This window comes from Haladaptatus sp. SPP-AMP-3 (genome assembly GCF_049568665.1).
Classification (GTDB): Archaea; Halobacteriota; Halobacteria; order Halobacteriales; family Haladaptataceae; genus Haladaptatus; species Haladaptatus paucihalophilus.
The window spans coordinates 1,383,430-1,399,476 of sequence record NZ_CP145897.1; the positions used below are offsets into that span (position 1 = coordinate 1,383,430).

15 protein-coding genes are annotated in these 16,047 nt (G+C 64.6%); 7 read left to right on the forward strand and 8 right to left on the reverse strand.

The annotated features are described in order from the left end of the window. Nucleotides 1-15 precede the first annotated feature (15 nt). A complete protein-coding gene (gene mutS, locus V5735_RS07855; RefSeq protein ID WP_423745854.1) occupies nucleotides 16-2,694 on the reverse strand; it encodes a DNA mismatch repair protein MutS in 2,679 nt (892 codons plus the stop codon). 201 nt (nucleotides 2,695-2,895) lie between these two features. Between mutS and V5735_RS07860 the strand changes: the two genes are divergently transcribed. Both V5735_RS07860 and V5735_RS07865 read left to right on the forward strand, forming a co-directional pair. Then, on the forward strand, nucleotides 2,896-4,086 hold the full coding sequence (locus V5735_RS07860; RefSeq protein WP_423746009.1) for a hypothetical protein: 1,191 nt from the start codon (nucleotides 2,896-2,898) through the stop codon (nucleotides 4,084-4,086). A gap of 42 nt (nucleotides 4,087-4,128) precedes the next feature. Further along, the gene (locus V5735_RS07865) at nucleotides 4,129-4,473 is read left to right on the forward strand and encodes a four-helix bundle copper-binding protein (protein WP_423745855.1); all 345 of its coding nucleotides are present in this window, start codon (nucleotides 4,129-4,131) and stop codon (nucleotides 4,471-4,473) included. 49 nt (nucleotides 4,474-4,522) lie between these two features. Here V5735_RS07865 and V5735_RS07870 read toward each other — a convergent pair whose 3' ends face one another. After that, a complete protein-coding gene (locus tag V5735_RS07870) occupies nucleotides 4,523-5,851 on the reverse strand; it encodes an RNA-guided endonuclease InsQ/TnpB family protein (RefSeq protein ID WP_423745856.1) in 1,329 nt (442 codons plus the stop codon). A 53-nt stretch (nucleotides 5,852-5,904) separates the two neighbouring features. On the opposite strand from V5735_RS07870, the gene V5735_RS07875 reads away from it, so the two are divergent. Then, a complete protein-coding gene (locus tag V5735_RS07875) occupies nucleotides 5,905-6,042 on the forward strand; it encodes a hypothetical protein (RefSeq protein WP_423745857.1) in 138 nt (45 codons plus the stop codon). Between the two features lie 99 nt (nucleotides 6,043-6,141). On the opposite strand, the gene thiD is transcribed toward V5735_RS07875, so the two are convergent. The 3 genes from thiD to V5735_RS07890 are packed head-to-tail and all read right to left on the reverse strand — an operon-like array spanning nucleotide 6,142 to nucleotide 9,575. Further along, entirely contained in the window at nucleotides 6,142-7,509 is a 1,368-nt protein-coding gene (gene thiD, locus V5735_RS07880) for a bifunctional hydroxymethylpyrimidine kinase/phosphomethylpyrimidine kinase (RefSeq protein WP_423746010.1), read from the reverse strand. After that, nucleotides 7,509-8,522 carry an AIR synthase family protein gene (locus V5735_RS07885; protein WP_423745858.1) on the reverse strand — a complete coding sequence of 338 codons (1,014 nt, stop codon included), beginning with the start codon at nucleotides 8,520-8,522 and terminating at the stop codon, nucleotides 7,509-7,511. Before V5735_RS07885 ends, thiD begins: the two co-directional genes overlap by 1 nt. Before the next feature lie 39 nt (nucleotides 8,523-8,561). Then, on the reverse strand, nucleotides 8,562-9,575 hold the full coding sequence (locus tag V5735_RS07890; protein ID WP_423745859.1) for an AIR synthase family protein: 1,014 nt from the start codon (nucleotides 9,573-9,575) through the stop codon (nucleotides 8,562-8,564). A gap of 245 nt (nucleotides 9,576-9,820) precedes the next feature. Between V5735_RS07890 and V5735_RS07895 the strand changes: the two genes are divergently transcribed. Beyond that, nucleotides 9,821-9,985: a hypothetical protein gene (locus V5735_RS07895; protein ID WP_423745860.1), complete on the forward strand. Its 165-nt coding sequence runs from the start codon at nucleotides 9,821-9,823 to the stop codon at nucleotides 9,983-9,985. A gap of 59 nt (nucleotides 9,986-10,044) precedes the next feature. Here V5735_RS07895 and rbcL read toward each other — a convergent pair whose 3' ends face one another. Then, nucleotides 10,045-11,292, reverse strand: a complete 1,248-nt coding sequence (gene rbcL / locus V5735_RS07900) for a type III ribulose-bisphosphate carboxylase (RefSeq protein WP_423745861.1) — start codon at nucleotides 11,290-11,292, stop codon at nucleotides 10,045-10,047. A 135-nt stretch (nucleotides 11,293-11,427) separates the two neighbouring features. Here rbcL and V5735_RS07905 point away from each other — a divergent pair, with 135 nt between their 5' ends. Continuing rightward, nucleotides 11,428-11,808: a hypothetical protein gene (locus V5735_RS07905; RefSeq protein ID WP_423745862.1), complete on the forward strand. Its 381-nt coding sequence runs from the start codon at nucleotides 11,428-11,430 to the stop codon at nucleotides 11,806-11,808. 145 nt (nucleotides 11,809-11,953) lie between these two features. On the opposite strand, the gene V5735_RS07910 is transcribed toward V5735_RS07905, so the two are convergent. Beyond that, nucleotides 11,954-12,124, reverse strand: a complete 171-nt coding sequence (locus V5735_RS07910; protein WP_423745863.1) for a hypothetical protein — start codon at nucleotides 12,122-12,124, stop codon at nucleotides 11,954-11,956. A 74-nt stretch (nucleotides 12,125-12,198) separates the two neighbouring features. Between V5735_RS07910 and V5735_RS07915 the strand changes: the two genes are divergently transcribed. Together V5735_RS07915 and V5735_RS07920 are read left to right on the forward strand one after the other, a co-directional pair. Next, entirely contained in the window at nucleotides 12,199-12,711 is a 513-nt protein-coding gene (locus V5735_RS07915; RefSeq protein ID WP_423745864.1) for a gamma carbonic anhydrase family protein, read from the forward strand. Nucleotides 12,712-12,844: 133 nt separating this feature from the next. Then, nucleotides 12,845-14,374, forward strand: coding sequence for an alpha,alpha-trehalose-phosphate synthase (UDP-forming) (locus V5735_RS07920; RefSeq protein WP_423745865.1), 1,530 nt, complete (start codon nucleotides 12,845-12,847; stop codon nucleotides 14,372-14,374). A gap of 1 nt (nucleotide 14,375) precedes the next feature. Here the strand turns inward: V5735_RS07920 and V5735_RS07925 are convergent, their stop codons facing one another. Then, nucleotides 14,376-15,749, reverse strand: a complete 1,374-nt coding sequence (locus V5735_RS07925; RefSeq protein ID WP_423745866.1) for a nicotinate phosphoribosyltransferase — start codon at nucleotides 15,747-15,749, stop codon at nucleotides 14,376-14,378. Between the last annotated feature and the right edge of the window lie 298 nt (nucleotides 15,750-16,047).

The following is a 16,047-nucleotide window of genomic DNA, read 5'->3' on the forward strand; positions in this document are numbered from 1 at the left end:
CGGCTTTTACTCGATTTATCGCTCTTCGACCCGCTGTTGCCACTCCTGTACCTTCGACATCAAATCGATGGGCGAGATGTCGGCGACTTCGACGCCCGCGAGTTCCGAGAGCACGGCTTCCGTCTCCGGGTCGAGCGAGGGACCGGCGGCGGCTGATTCCTCGCCATCGTTCGTCCCGCCCGTGTCGCTTCCGTTCCCGTTTCCGCCCGCACCGTTCGTTTGGAACTGTCCCGACCCGAGGTCGAACACCGCCTGCACCGATTCGTTCGACCCCGACCCGCGCGCCTCGATGGCTTTCTCCTGTCTGAGTTTGTCGAGCACGTCCCGCGAGCGCTTGACCACGGGCATCGGCACGCCCGCCAAGTCGGCGACGTGAATCCCGTACGATCGGTTCGTCGGGCCGTCCCGAACGGTTCGGAGGAAGGTCACGTCCCCGTCTCGCTCGTCCGCCGCCACGTGGACGTTCTCGACGCGCTCCAAGTGGTCGGCCAGGGTCGTCAGTTCGTGGTAGTGGGTCGCAAAGAGCGTCTTCGCCCGGACCTCGTTGTGCAGGTACTCCGTCGCGGCCCAGGCGATGGAGATGCCGTCGTAGGTCGCGGTTCCGCGACCCACCTCGTCCAGGATGACGAGCGAGTCCTCGCTCGCGGAGTGGAGGATGTTGCTCAACTCCTGCATCTCGACCATGAACGTCGAGCGACCCTGTGCCAACTCGTCCAGCGCCCCGACGCGGGTGAAGATGCCGTCCACTACCCCGATTCGGGCCGACCGCGCGGGGACGAAACTGCCGACCTGCGCCAGCAGAGTGATGAGCGCGACCTGCCGCATGTACGTCGATTTGCCGCTCATGTTCGGCCCGGTGACGATGAGGAACTCGCGGTCGTCGTCCATCCGCACGTCGTTCGGGACGAACTCGGTCGTTCGCTCCACGACGGGGTGACGACCCTGTTCGATGTCGAGTCCCGACTCGACGAGTTCGGGCCGCACCCAGCCGTTTTCGACGGCGTGGACGGCGAGGCTCGCCAGTACGTCCAACTCCGCCAGCGTCCGCCCGACGTCCTGCAGGAGTTCGGCGTGTTCGGCTACTCGCTCCCGGAGTTCTCCGAACAGTTCGTACTCCAGTTCCCCGCGTTGCTCTTCGAGGCGAAGGATTTCCCGTTCGCGCTCCCGGAGTTCGTCGGTGACGTACCGCTCGGAGTTCTTCAGCGTCTTGACGGCCTCGTACTCCTCGGGAACCTTGTCCGTGTCCGACTTCCCGACCTGCAGGTAGTATCCGTCCGTCTTGTTGCGGTCCACCTGCAGGTGCGAGATTCCGGTTCGGGACTTCTCGCGGTCCGCCAGCGTGTCGAACCACTCCAGATTCTCCTCGTGGCTATCGATGATGTCGTCCAACTCCTCGTCGTAACCGCGGCGCAAGAGACCGCCTTGCGTGACCGTGTTCGGGGGGTCCTCCGCGACGGCTTCGGCCAACTCTTCGCGCAATCGCTCCACACCTTCTCGGTCCGGTCGGGAGACGAGTTCCGACAGCGGAGAACTCGACAGCGACGGCGCGTTGGCCACGGCGTCGGCGACGGTCGGGAGGACGGCGAGGCTGTCCCGAACCCGGAGGAGGTCGTGGGCGTCGGCGCTTCCGGAGACGGCCTTGCTCGCCAACCGTTCGAGGTCGTAGGCGTCCGCGAGCGTCTCCCGAATCTCCTCGCGGGCGAGCGCCGACTCCGCGAAGGCGGCGACGCTCGACTGGCGTTCCCGAAGGGCGTCGGGCGACCGGCGAGGTCGCTGGAGCCACTCCTTCAGCAACCGCCGTCCGGCGCTCGTCTTCGTGTGGTCCACCGTCTCGAACAGCGACCCCTTCCGGTCGCCGTGCATCGTCTCGGTGAGTTCAAGGTTGCGCTGTGTCGTCGCGTCGAGTTCCACGTGGTCGTCGGCGTGGTACGACTGCAACCGCGTCATGGACCCGAGGACGCCCGCGCCGGTCTCCTCGACGTAGGAGAGGACCGCACCCGCGGCCCGCACCTCCGCTCCGTCGCCCGAATCCAATCCGAGGCTGGACAGGGCTTCCGTCCCGAACTGCTCGCGGGTGCGGTGGGCCGCCTTGCCGGGCGCGAACGCGTTCGCGTCGTGAACCGACAGGGAGGCGTCGGTCCGTTCGCGGACCCGTTCGAGGAACGAATCGTCGTTCCGGAGTTCGGGACCCGGAAGGACCTCGGCGGGGTCGAACCGATACAGTTCCGTCAGGGCCTTGGAATCGGCGTCGGGACCCGAAACGGCGCTGACGAGGAAGCGACCGGTCGTCACGTCCGCGAAGGCCAACCCGTAGCCGTCGTCCACGCGGACGATGCCCGCGAGGTACTGGGCGTCCGCCGACGAGGTTTCGAGGAGCGTTCCGGGCGTCACGACCCGCGAAATCCGTCGAGCGTGGCCGCCGTCCGTCTCGTACTGGTCGGCCACGGCCACGCGGTAGCCCCGCTCGACCAGCCCTTTCACGTACGGCGTCAGTTCCGAGAGCGGGACGCCCGCCATCGGATAGCTGCTGCCGTGGCTGGACTTCTTCGAGACGTTCAAATCGAGCACGTCGCCGACCAACTCCGCGTCGTCCGCGAAGAACTCGTAGAAGTCGCCGACCTGCATCGTCAACACGTCCGCGTCCGTCTCTGCTTTGAGCGAGAGAAACTCCCCGACGATACCGCCCTCACTCACGGCGGGCACCCCCGGAGGCGAGAACCGAAATCATGTACGACAGTGGGGTGGACGCCGACTAAAACGGTGTGGATTCGGCGCGAAAACTACCGTCGAATGCGGCGGGTCCCGCCGGTACGGTTTTGCCGCCCGACGGCGTTGGTTTCCCCTCGCGTGGTTTCCGTTCGTCCCCGTTCCCGTCGGCAACTGGGTGCGACGCTGATGGGACTCGCCGTCGTCGGCCTCGTCTGCACGCTCGTCGTCAGCGCCGCCCTCACGCCGCCGATTTCGAACGTCTCGTCGGGTCCGGTTTCCAACCGAACCGTCGTCGGCGTCCAGTCCACGACGACCGACGGACGGGTCGTCGCGCTGGATGCCGACGGCCATCGCGTCTGGCAGTACGGTCACGCCAACGGCTATCACGACGTGTCGTGGCTCCCGAACGGGACGGTGCGCGCGGCGTTCATCGATAACGGCTATCGAAACTGCGGCCCGTACGAGTCGCCCTGCGCCCGGACGGGCGTGCGAATCATCGACCCGAAGCCCTCGCCGCACGTCGTCTACGAGTGGACGTTCCCCGTCCGCTCGGGCTTGAACAGCGAACTCCACGACGCCGAACTGCTCCCCTCGGGCGAACTGCTCGTCGCGGACATGGACGGAGAGCGGGTGTTCACCGTCGCGCCGAACGGGACGAGAACGTGGCAGTGGAACGCGAGCGAGCGGTACGACCCGCCGTCCGACCCGACGCGAACCGATTGGCTCCACATCAACGACGTGGACCGAATCGGCCCCGGTCGCTACCTCGTCAGCGTTCGGAACGCGAACCAACTCCTCGTCCTCCGGCGCGGTGAGGGCGTCGTCGACGTCGTGAACGCCGAGGGGGATTGGCGGCTGCTGAACAAGCAACACAATCCCCAGTACCTCTCGAAGGACGCCGTTCTCGTCGCCGACAGCGAGAACGACCGCGTTGTCGAACTCCACCGGACGGACGGGGAGTGGAACGCCGCGTGGCAGGCCCACGGCGCGGGCGGTATCGGCTTCGACTGGCCGCGAGACGCTGACCGCCTGCCGAACGGCCACACGCTCGTCACCGACAGCCGAAACAACCGGGTCGTCGAACTGAACGAGTCGGGGGCGATGGTTTGGAGCGCCCGCGTCCCCACGCTCCCCTACGAGGCGGACCGCTATCCGGGCGAGTACCCCGCCGGACCGCCCACGGGCGAGACGGGCGACGTCGGAACCGGAACCACGAAACTTCCCGTCTTCGACTACCTGCTCGACAGCGCCCGGCACGTCGTCGTGCTCCCGTATTGGGTCGCCGGGTGGCATCTCGCGGTCGGATGCGTCGCGCTCCTCGTCTTCCTCGTGGGGCTATGGCTGTTCGTCCGGGGGTCGGAAAAGCCGGTTGCGTGAGCAACCAGAATCGACACTCGTCGTTCTCCCGTCCGTCGTTCCGTGGCGCTCACTCAAATCGACCACTTGGACGCCGAGATGGACAACTGTATCAACGACTGCTTCGAGGCGACGCAAGCCTGCGAGTGGTGTGCGGACCGGTGTGCCGACGAGGGCGAGGAGATGGCCGAGTGCATCCGGCTCTGCCGCGACGTGGCCGACATCGCGTCGATGCACGCCCGATTCATGGCGCGAAACTCGAACTACAGCGACCAGCTCGCCGAAGCCTGTGCCGGTGTGTGCGAGGAGTGCGCCGAGGAGTGCTCCCGACACGACCACGACCACTGTCAGGTCTGTGCCGACGTGGTGGAAGACTGTGCCGAAAGCTGTCGGCAGATGATGGCATGACATCCTCCTCGCCGTAAACGGCGAGGTTTCCTCGCGCTGGGGGTATCGGCTACCGACCCACGGAGGCAACTTGCGGGTTCGTATGCTCCTCGTTGGGAACTAAGCGTGGTAACTCTGACCAGTTATGGTCGTCCCACTTGAGGCATACGGGCCGTGCCATCGACCGTGTTACCGTCGTCTGCCGTTGACGAGATACTTTGCGTCTCGTTCGCCGATCAGAGATCTCCGATTTCTGACGACGTCTCAAGAACGATTCACTTGCCACGAGGTCGGGGTGACCTTCAAACCCACACGAACACGTCAACGTGTCCTGATGCCGAACCGTGTCCGTGGTTGACCCGCAGTTCGGACACGTCTGACTTGTCCACGCCTCAGACCGAACCTCAACAGATATACCGTATTCTTCGGCGGTACACGCCAGTCGGTTCACGAACGCTCTGAACGACCAAAAGTTGTGTGTCTTCTCGTTCGCTCGAACCGACCAGTGTGTCTCCAACACGTCGGTTAAGTCGCCCACATACACTGTCGAAACGCCTTCGTCGTAGAGGCGTTCGATGAGGTTACGGGCGAGTACGTCTTGAGCGTGGTCACGACGCTTGGTACGCCGGTCGTACAGGCGGAGGATTCGGTGACTACTGTATCGGCCTTCCTCCAACAGTGTTTGGAGCCGGGCGATTTCTCGCGTTGTCTCGCGGAATCGCTTGAACAGGTCGCGTCCTTCGTACAGGTATTGCTGGCCGGTCGTGGTTGTGCAGGCGACGAGGTTGTTCGCACCAATATCCAGAGCGGCTTCTTCCGAAGCCAGTGGTTGTGCTAGCCGAGAATGGTCGATAGTGACTGGCTGAAAGGCCCTGAATGATTGTGCTTGCTCGTCGTAGAACAACTCCAACCGACCCTGCTTCTCGTACTCCTTCCAGTTGGGTTCACCTCGAACTTTGAGGCGGAGACGTTCGCGGTATCCCAACCCGTACTCGTCTTTCAGGTCTTGACCGACGAGAATTTCGAGGCGAGAGTATTCGCCCCACTCGACCGAGTACGATGTGTTGCGGATATACGTGCGGAGTTCTCGACCGTTTTCCGAGTTGCCCCAGAAACCGGGTTTTCTGTTGGCTTCGTCCTTCTTGAGTCTGAAGAACGACTTCCATGCTTCGCGATTCTTTCGCTTGGTTTGTTGAACCGTCGAAGCACCGAGAACACCACCATAGCGACCGCGATATTCGCGGATGTCCCATACGTCTCCGTCTGGGTCGGCGTAGTGTTCGCGGCGCTCGTAGTTGATTTCGTTCCAGAGAGCGGCAGAAGCGTCCAACAGGCGGCGAAGCAATTCCTCGTCCGCGTCGGACTGAGGGGTCACCTCAAACGTGTTGGATCGCTTCATCAACTACTGGTTGTATCCAAACACACATGAGTGTGTGGTTTGTGTGTTATTGTATGGTCGAAGTCCGCATCGAGTTTGACGACGAGGAACAGTATGAGAGGTTGAGCGAATTGAAGAAGCACCGTGGGTTGACGTGGAAGGGGTTGCTCCTCGAAGGCGAGAAGAAAGTCAGGGAGGATACCCCGAAATAAGCGTCGAGCGTGGTCTGTGTCGTGGGGTGTCGGATTCACGCCCGCCCTAAAGGGCGGGACTCTCTCCTTGAGTCAGGTAGACTCCCGAATCGACCGTCGTCACTCTTTTGCGCGAAGCGCATCCAACACCGCGAACGTCCGGCGTTGAAGCGTCTCCGCGTCCTCCGCCAGCATTTTTACGATCGCTTCCTTTCCAACCTCGCCTCGGTCGATTATCGCCACGGGCGTTCCGTCCGCCGACTGAAACGCCTGTTTCGCACCCCAGCCCATCGTACTGCCCTCTTCCGCCTTCACGTCCTCGGGTTCCGCGTCGCGGTCGAACTCCGCGACTTCGCCGCGCAGGGTCGAGAGCGCGTCTTCCACGTCGGCGTCGAACCGGCAGTTGACGGCGAACCGCAAGTCCGAATCGAACTCGCGCGCCGAGAGCAGGAACCGCGCCACGTGACTCGACGCGCCGAAGCGCACGCCGCGGTTCGGATTCACGCCGGACAGCGTGCGGGTGATTCGCCCTTCGACGGCGGCGGTCTCTCCCACCCTCTCGGCGGAGGGCGTCGCCCCGACGACGTTCATGCCGACTTCGGGGACCAGCGCGCTCACATCGCGTTCGACGAAGGAGCGGACGACCGCTTCGACCGCTTCCGCGGTGTCGTTTCGGGCCGCTCGGTTCCGAAGTTCGGCGAGGTGGTGGACCGCTCCCGGTCCCTCGCCGACGTCGAGGTTGTAGCGGACCGCCCGCTCCACGAAGTCGGTGGCTCCTGATACCGCGGTTTCGAGGTCGTCACCGAGCGCGAGTCGGGCCGCGACGGCGCTGGCGAGCGTGCAACCAGACCCGTGGGTCGCGTCGGTGTCGATTCGCGGGTGTTCGAAGACCGTCGTACCGTCGTCCGTAACCAACACGTCCCGAACCGTCTCGCCGGGGACGTGGCCGCCCTTCACGAGGGCGGCGTCCGCGCCGAGTTCGCGGAGGGCTTCGCCCGCCGCTTCGGCGCGTTCGTCGTCGGTCGGTTCGATGCCGGTCAGGACCTCGGCCTCGTCCGCGTTCGGCGTGACGAGCGTCGCGTGCTCGAACAGGTCCTCGTAGGCCTCCTCGCCCGCCGAGTCGAGCAGTCGGTCGCCCGACGCCGCGACCATCACGGGGTCCACGACGACCGGGACGTCCACCTCGGCGACCTGCTCGGCGACGCTCCGCACAACGGGGGCCTCCGCGAGCATGCCGGTCTTGACCGCTCGCACGTCGAAATCGGAGAGGACGGCCTCACACTGGGCTTCGACTTCCTCGACGGGGAGCGTGGCGAACCCTTCGACGCCGCGGGTGTTCTGTGCCGTGACGCTCGTGATTGCGCTGGTGCCGAACACGCCGTGGGCCTCCATCGTCTTCAGGTCGGCCTGAATCCCCGCCCCGCCGCCGGAGTCGCTTCCGGCGATGGTCAGCGCGACGGGGAGCGAGACGGGTGCGGCGGTTCGCATCATGTCGATTTCTCCGTGAACTCCTCGAAGGCGGCCCAGAACGGGTCCGACTCGGGATGTTTGATTTCTTCTCCATCGACGGCGACGCCTTCCCCGTCGCGGACGTCGCCGATGATTCCCGCGGAGATGTCGGCGTCGTCGAGCGCGGACACGACGCTCTCTGCATCCTCGGGTGCCACGGTCAGCAGGAGCGTTCCCTCGCTGATGGACGACCACGGGTCGATGTCGAAGAAGTCGCACGCCTCCAGTACGCCGGGAAGCACCGGCATATCGTCGCGGCTCACGTCGAGGTGAACCCCGCTCGCGGTCGCCATCTCGACCAGCGCGCCGTGGACGCCGCCCTCCGTGGCGTCGTGCATGGCCGACACGTCGCCCGTCTCCGCCGCGATGCGGGCGTCCTCGACCGGACTCATGTCGTAAAAGCGGTCCTTGGCTTCTTCGGCGGCCTCCTCGGGGAGGTCCATGAGGTCCGCGAACTGGTTGCTCAACAGGCCGGTCGCTTCGACGGCGGGACCCTTCGTGAGCACCACTTTGTCGCCCGGTCGCGCGCCGTTCGGTCGGACGACGTTCTCGGGGTCGCCGACGGCCATCGCGGTGGCTCCGCCGACCATCGGGTAGTTACAACCCGAATATCTGGCGGTGTGGCCCGTGACGACGCTGACGCCCAGTTTTCTCGCTTCGCGGTCGAACGTCCGCCAGACCGTTGCGAACTCCTCGTCGGTGATTTCCGGCGGCAGATTGAAATCCACCGCGAGGTGGGACGGACGGAGGCCGCTGACCGCCACGTCGCTCATCACGATGTGAAACGCGAACCACGCCGCCCGCTCGAAGCCGAGCGAGGGCATGACGAAGATGGGGTCCGTCGCCGTCGCTATCGCTTTGCCGCCGACTTCGAATACTCCAAAATCCACACCGTGCTGTGGTTGTAACGTTACGTCGTCTCGCTCCGCGCCGAGGTGCGGGAAGATGTACTCCTCGAAGAATTCGCTGTCCACTTTGCCTAACTCGCTCATCGGTTGGAGGTATTACTTTGTGGTATTTATCGGTGGTGTTCACTCCCGTTCGGTCGACAACTCGGCGAACACCTGCAACGAGGGGTCTACGTCGGGATGTTCGATTCGGTCGTCATCGACGTACACTCCTTCGCCCTCGCGCACCGTCCCCATTTCGGCCGCCGGAATCCCGGCGTCGGAGAGCGCGGCGAGGACAGTCTCCGCTCCCTCGGATGCAACTGTCAGCACGAGCGTTCCTTCGGTCGTGGACTCCCACGGGTCGATGTCGAAGTATTCGCACGCTTCCAGCACGCCGGGAAGCACCGGCACGTCGTCGTGGGTCACGTCGAAGCGCACTCCGGCGGAGCGTGACATCTCAACCAGCGCGCCGTGAATCCCGCACTCCGTGGCGTCGTGCATGGCCGTGACCGATCCCGCGTCGGCCGCCACCAGCGCGTCCTCGACCGGACTCATGTCGTAGAATCGGTCCTTCGCGCTCTCGATGTCGTCCTCGGGGAGGTCGATCTGGTCCTCGAACAGCGTCACGAGAAAGCCCGCCGTCTCCACGCCCGGCCCCTTCGTCACGAGCACTTTGTCGCCCGATTGCGCCCCGTCCGGCCGGACGAGGTTCTCCTTCTCTCCTACGGCGAGCGTCGTCGCGGCGCCGACCCACGGATACTGACAACCCGAATATCTGGCGGTGTGGCCCGTGACGACGCTGACGCCCAGTTTTCTCGCTTCGCGGTCGAACGTCCGCCAGACCGTTGCGAACTCCTCGTCGGTGATTTCCGGCGGCAGATTGAAATCCACCGCGAGGTGGGACGGACGGAGGCCGCTGACCGCCACGTCGCTCATCACGACGTGGAAGGCGAACCACGCCGCCCGCTCGAAGCCCAGTTCGGGCAGGAGCGAGAGGGGGTCCGTGGCGAGCGCGGCGATTTTGTCGCCCACGTCGATGACCCCGAAGTCCACGCCGTGTTTCGGCCCGAGGAGTTCGTCGTCGCGGTCCGCGCCGAGGTAGGGATAGATGTGTTCGTCGAAGAAATCGCGGTCTATCTTCCCGATGTCGCTCATACAGGTGGTATTTGGGCGGCGCACAAATCCGTGCTGATTCGCCGAAAACCGATTATGTGGGCTCGGGGAGAGTCGGTACGAGAGGATTCCGGTGGTCGCTTTGCGAACGACCACACAGTGCCGGACTCTCCTAAAATCCTCGCCACGCTCGCTAAGGGATGGTGCTGGTTCTGATACCGGTCGAAGTTGTCGGGGTGAAGTCCTCGAAAGTTTCCGTCTGTTCGCCACGAGTTGTTGGTTCTTCTGTGACTGCAACTGCAGACGTCACTGAAACCGCCACCGCACAGCACCGCGTGCTCACGGCGTTGCCGTCGTCTCGCGGGGCGCGCCCGCTCGACTGTTCGTGGAACGTCGTTCCGCGCTATTCGCATCCGCGGTTTCAAAGTAAACCTCGAACGCTGGCACAGTGAAAATCAGGCAGTCGTCACACCTTCGACTCCCGACCCGCGTCGAATCCGGGAATTCGGCCCTACCGCGGCGTCTCGGTGCCCCACTTATCGAGGGCGACTTTCAGTTCGGGGTGGTCCTCGGCGTACTCTTCGAGCGGGATACCCGCCACCGTCGCATCGACGGATTGGCGGAGCGCGGCCGCGCCCGCGCGGGTGCCGTCGGGGTGACCGTGGACGCCGCCGCCCGCCTGGATGCAGATGTTCGTCCCTTCGCGGTCGATGAGTTCGGCGACGAGGCCGGGATGCAGGCCGCCGGAGGCGACGGGAAGCACGTCGTTCATGCCGTAGAGGTCGGAGTAGAGCCACTCGTTGATGCCCACCGTGTCCTCGTTTTCGAGTTTGCCAAGGTCGGCGGTCCCGGTGTGGAGTTGGTCCACGCCGCAGATGCGGGCGATTTGCGCGAGGACGCGCATCGAGACGCCGTGGGTCGGAATTCGGTCGAAGGCGGCGTGCATCGCGCGGTGGGCGTGAATGGCGAGGCCGAGTTCCTCACAGCGCTCGCGGACGCTCTGGACGGCACCCCAGCCGGTCGTGACGACGTCCACCATCACGTACTCACAGCCCTGTTCGGCCACCATGTCGGCGCGTTCGAGCATGGTGTTCGTGTCCGCCGTGATGTTGACGAGGTAGCTCTTCGTCTCGCCCGTCTCGTCCTGTGCGTCGTCCCGCATGGCGAGGCTCTGGGTGAGGCGGTCGGCGAAGGGGTTGAAATCTTGGTCCGTGAGATTCTCGTCGTCCTTCAGGAGGTCGAGGCCGCCGACCCACGCCTCGTAGCCGATTTGGGCGTGCTGGTCGGTCGAGAGGCCGACCTTCGGTTTGGGAACCGTGGCGGTGATTGGTCGGTCGCCCGCGTCGAAAATCTCGTTGCGAACGCCGCTGCCGAACTGCGGGCCGGGGAAGGAGGTGGTGAGCGGTTCGGGCCAGTCGCAATCGAGCAGGCGAATCCGCTCGACGGCCTTCATGCCCATGATGTTGCCCGCGATGCAGGAGAGTACCTGTGGCATACTCCCGTCCTCGAACAGCGCGTCCGGGTAGGCGACCTTCACTTCGTTCCCCTCGATGCTGAACGTCGTGGCGCTCAGGTCGGTGATGCTCCCTTCGACTTGGAGTTCGGCCCACGTTCCGTTCGAACTCTCGCTGGCGACGCGACTCGCCGCGTCCTCCATGTCCATGTCGGCGGCCGGTTCGACGTGGAAGGTGCAGACGAGTTCCGATTCGGCGGGGGTGTATCCAAGGTCGAGGAAATCCTCGTACTTTATGCCGGGCATAACCCGTATCTTCACCGTCGTTGGTTAAAAATCCACCCGCCAGTTTCGGGAAACGTGGGTGAACGGGAGGAGCGATGTGCGGCATTTCGTATCGGGGAACGGAACGCTTACGCCATCGTCCGGAAATCGATTCGTATGAATCGACGGGGATTCGTCCGATACGGTTGCTCGCTCTCCCTTTTGGGCGGTACCGGGGGGTGTCTCTCCGACGGGTGGGGAACGGACCCGCACACAGAGACGATAACGGTGTATAACCGCCTCGACGGGGTGGTGACCGTTTCGCTCGACGTGCGGCGATCCGAGAAACGCGTCTTCTCCGGGCGCGAATCGATTCTCGCGTCGGGGTCGTGGGACGTTCCCGACGAGTTCGGAGTCGGAAGCTACGACCTCTCCGTCGAGGTTTCTGCTGGCCCGTCGGCACGGACGTCGTGGGAGGTCCCGGAGGACGGTCCCGACCGAGGGTTGGGCGTCGAGATGCGGCGGTCGGGAATCGAAATCATTCCGTGGGTCGATTGAACACCGCGGCGACACCGACGACGCGACTCGACCACCACCTCCACGTCGTTCCGCCGGAACGAACGTAACGCGTACTCGTGGCCGGAGCCGCGGGGGACGAACGGGACGGTTCGCGGAAGACGTGTGGTGCGAGTAGGCGGGACGACTACCAGAGCGTTCGCCCGCTCCCGTCCACCTGTCCGACCCAGAGCAGGTGCGCGAAGGGGACGAACGCGAGGAAGTCGCCGTCCTCGTCGAACAGTCGAACGCCGGGACCTTCGATTTCGTACTCGGCGCACTCTATCTGCTCGCCGTCGGAAATCTGTGCCTTGAACATGGGGATACACACGACCGGCGCGACCTAAAAAATGACCCCGCCAAAGCTTTGGTCGAGAACGTCGTGTCAGGGGTATGGTTCGAACGTACGGGTTCGAAGGGGGTGAGCCGTCGGTGCACGAGGACGCCCACGTCTGCCGGGAGGCGACCGTAGTGGGGGACGTCGAGATCGAGGCCGACGCGAGCGTCTGGCCCGGTGCCGTCCTCCGGGGTGACGTGGCACCGGTGCGCGTCGGCCGGGAGTCGCACGTCGGCGACAACGCGGTTCTGCACGCCTCGACGGTCGGCGACCGGGTGATGGTCGGTCACGGCGCGGTGTTGAACGACGCGGAAGTCGGCGACGGGTCGCTCGTCGGGTTCAACGCAACGATAAACAGCGACGTGCGAATCGGCGAACGGAGCATCGTCGCGGCCGGGACCGTGACGCTCGAATCGGCCGATATTCCGCCAGAGTCGTTCGTTCGGGGGGTCCCCGCGCGGGTGACGCCGCTGTCGGAGACGACCATCGACGCGGAAGAAATCTTCGAGTCGTACTCCTCCGGGGAGTACACCGGGCTTGCGAAGCGCCACGGAACGCTGTTCGAGTAGGGCGTCGAGCCAGCGACCGAGCAGGAGGGTCGGGCGCGAAGCGCGCGCGATTCCACACGACAATAAAGAGACTTGCGAGCGCAACCCACGCAGTGATTCGTCTCAGTGGCCCAGATACGAGACGAGCGACATAATGGACAAAACCGTTGACGGTACCGTCTCCGAGACGGAGGAGCGGGAGGCCGTTTCCGCGACACCGCCGTTCGGAGACCGAGAATTGGTCCTCGTATCCAACAGGGAACCGTACGTACACGAACGCGACGACGACGGCATCAGCGTCGCCCGTCCAGCGGGTGGCCTGACCTCCGCGCTCGACCCGATGATGGCGAGCACGGGCGGGACGTGGGTCGCGTGGGGTAGCGGCGACGGCGACGAGGAGATGAGCGACGAGAACGGGTGCGTGCGCGTCCCCCCGGAGTCACCCTCCTACGAGTTGAAGCGCGTCGCCCTCTCGGAGGAACAGGTGACCAACTACTACTACGGTTACAGCAATCAGGTGTTGTGGCCCCTCTGTCACTCGGACATCGCCAAGATGACCCCGAAACCGGAGTTCTGGCGACACTACCGCGAGGCGAACGAGCGCTTCGCCGACGCGATACGGGAGCGGGTGGACCCGTCGGAAGCGGTCGTCTGGTTTCAGGATTACCACTTCGCGCTCGCACCGCGGCTGATCCGCGAGTCGGCACCCGATGCGTTCTGCATGCAGTTCTGGCACATTCCGTGGCCGTCGTGGGACGTGTTTCGGAGTTGCCCGGAACACGACGAACTCCTCGACGGGTTGCTGGCGAACGACCTCCTCGGGTTCCACACCGACCGCTACTGCCGGAACTTCCTCGACTGCGCCTCGAAAGCGGTGGACGCGGACGTGAACCGCGAGACGGGATTGATTCGCTACGACGGGCGAACGGTTCGCGTCGAGTCCTTCCCGCTCGGCATCGACGCCGCGGAGCGACGACGGCTCGCGGGGTCGGCGGAGGCTGACGAAGCGTGGGAATCCCTCCGGAGCGCGTACCCGCTCGGGGCGGAGCGGTTGGCGCTCGGCGTCGATAGACTCGATTACACGAAGGGTATCGAACAGCGGCTGACCGCCCTCGAACGGCTCTGGGAGGAGCGACCGGAGTGGCGCGGACGGCTCACGTACGTCCAGAAGGCGAGCGAGAGCCGGAGCCGGATCGACGACTATCAGCGCGTCCAAGCGACCGTGACGGGGGAAATCGAGCAGATAAACGAGCGGTTTGGAACGGACGCGTGGCGACCCATCGTGTACATCGACGACCGACTCTCGATGGCCGAACTGGCCGCTCTGTACCGGGAGGCGGACGTGGGGCTCGTGAGTTCCCTCCGTGACGGCATGAACCTCGTTGCGAAGGAGTTCGTCGCCTCGCAAGTGGACGACCCCGGCGTGTTGGTCCTCAGCGAACTCGTCGGCGCACACGAGGAACTCGGGGACGCGGCGATGACGGTACATCCGAACGACGCCGAAGCGTTCGCGGACGGCATCGAGCGGGCGCTGACGATGGACCGGCCGGAACGGTCGAATCGCATGACGCAGCTGCAAGCCGAGGTCGAGGAGAACGACATCGAAGCGTGGAAAAACGACGTGCTCCGGCACGCCGGAGAAGTGTTGAACCGGAAGCGCAGTACCGGCCGCGGCGGCGCGTGACTCACCGCGCTTCCAATTCGGCTTCCAGGTCGTCCGTCAACTGGCGGAGGCCGTCACTGATTTCGACCGGATAGGTGCCGGGGGAGCGTAATTCGCGGCAGTCGTCGGGCAGTTTTCGGCGGCGCGTCCCCGCCCGGTCCGCAATCGCGCCGAGTTCGGGCGAGTCGGCCACCCTGTCCCCGTCCTCGAAGACGGTGACGAGTTGTTCCTCGCCCGCGACGTCCTCACCGCGCAACGCGAGCACGTCCTTCTCGTAGCCGCCGTCTCCGACGCGGCGAACGCTCTTCGCGCCGGGGTACGTGACCTTCCCCGACGACAATTTCATGCTCGGACGCATCTCGCCGTCGCGCTCGACTTCCGTGAGTTTGTACACGAGGTCGAGCGACGGGGCGTCCCTGCTCGTCGTCAGCGCGGTGCCGGGACCGAACCCGGTCGCCACGCCGCCGTCCCGGAGGAAGTCCGCGATTTTGTGCTCGTCCATGCCCGAGGAGACGAAGATGGGTCGGCCGTCGACGATTTCCGCGACCTCCTTCGAGAGCGGGGCGAGGTCGCCCGAATCGAGGCGCACACCGACTTCGGCATCGTGGTCTTCCGCCACGTCCATCGCCAGTTTCGCGCCCTCGACGGTATCGTAGGTGTCCACGAGCAGAATCGTGTCCTCGTGGTACTGTTCGAGGAACGTCTCGAACGCCTCCCGTTCGTTCTCGAAACTCTGGATCCACGAGTGGGCCATCGTCCCGTAAACGGGGAGCGAGAACGCCTCACCGGCCGCCACGAGCGAGGTGCCGTCGAAGCCGCCGATGGCGGCGGCGCGGGCGGCTTTCATCCCGGCGTCGGTACCGTGGGCGCGTCGGGAACCGAAATCGACGAGCGACTGGTCGTCGCCGTAGCGTTCGACGGCTTCGCGCATCCGGGCGGCTTTCGTCGCCACGAGGCTCTGAAAGCCGATCTGATTCAACACCAGCGTCTCGAACAACTGGGCCTCGAAGATGGGCGCGGTCACCTCCAGCAGGGGTTCGTCGGGGAAGACCGGCGTCCCCTCGGGGAGCGCGCGCACCCGCCCCGTGAACTCGAAGTCCGCGAGTCGAACGAGGAAATCCTCGTCGAACCCGCGATTTCGAAGGTAGTCGATGGCTCGCTCGCCGAACGAGAGGGTCTCGATGTACGCCATCGCCTGTTCCAGCCCTGCCGCGACGACGAAGCCCCTGTCCGTCGGAAGTCGGCGGAAGAAGAGGCTGAACGTCGCTTCCGGGTCGTGGTCCGCGGCGTGATAGCCCTGCAACATCGTCAGCTCGTAGAGGTCGGTGAACAGTCCCAGATTTTCGGCCGTGACGTAGCCGAATCGCTCCTCGTCGTCCGCGTTGGTCCCCACCATAGCCACTGGGACCACGCCCCGCCAGTAATAGTTAGGGGAGAGATAGCGAGGGTGGAAAGGGACGGTGAGCGACCCGAATCCGGCGAGAGGCGTTTATTCGTGGGGATCCTACGCCCACCCATGAACTTGGAATCGCTCAAACCGGACTTCCTCACGCCGAACTGGAAGTGTAATTCCTGCGGGAAGAAATACTGGCGTAACCGACGGCAGTGCAGTCGCTGTCAGAGCACGGTCTTCGACCGGATCCGCTAGTCGAGAAAGAACAATCGGCCGGGAACGTCGATCCAACTATTAGCAA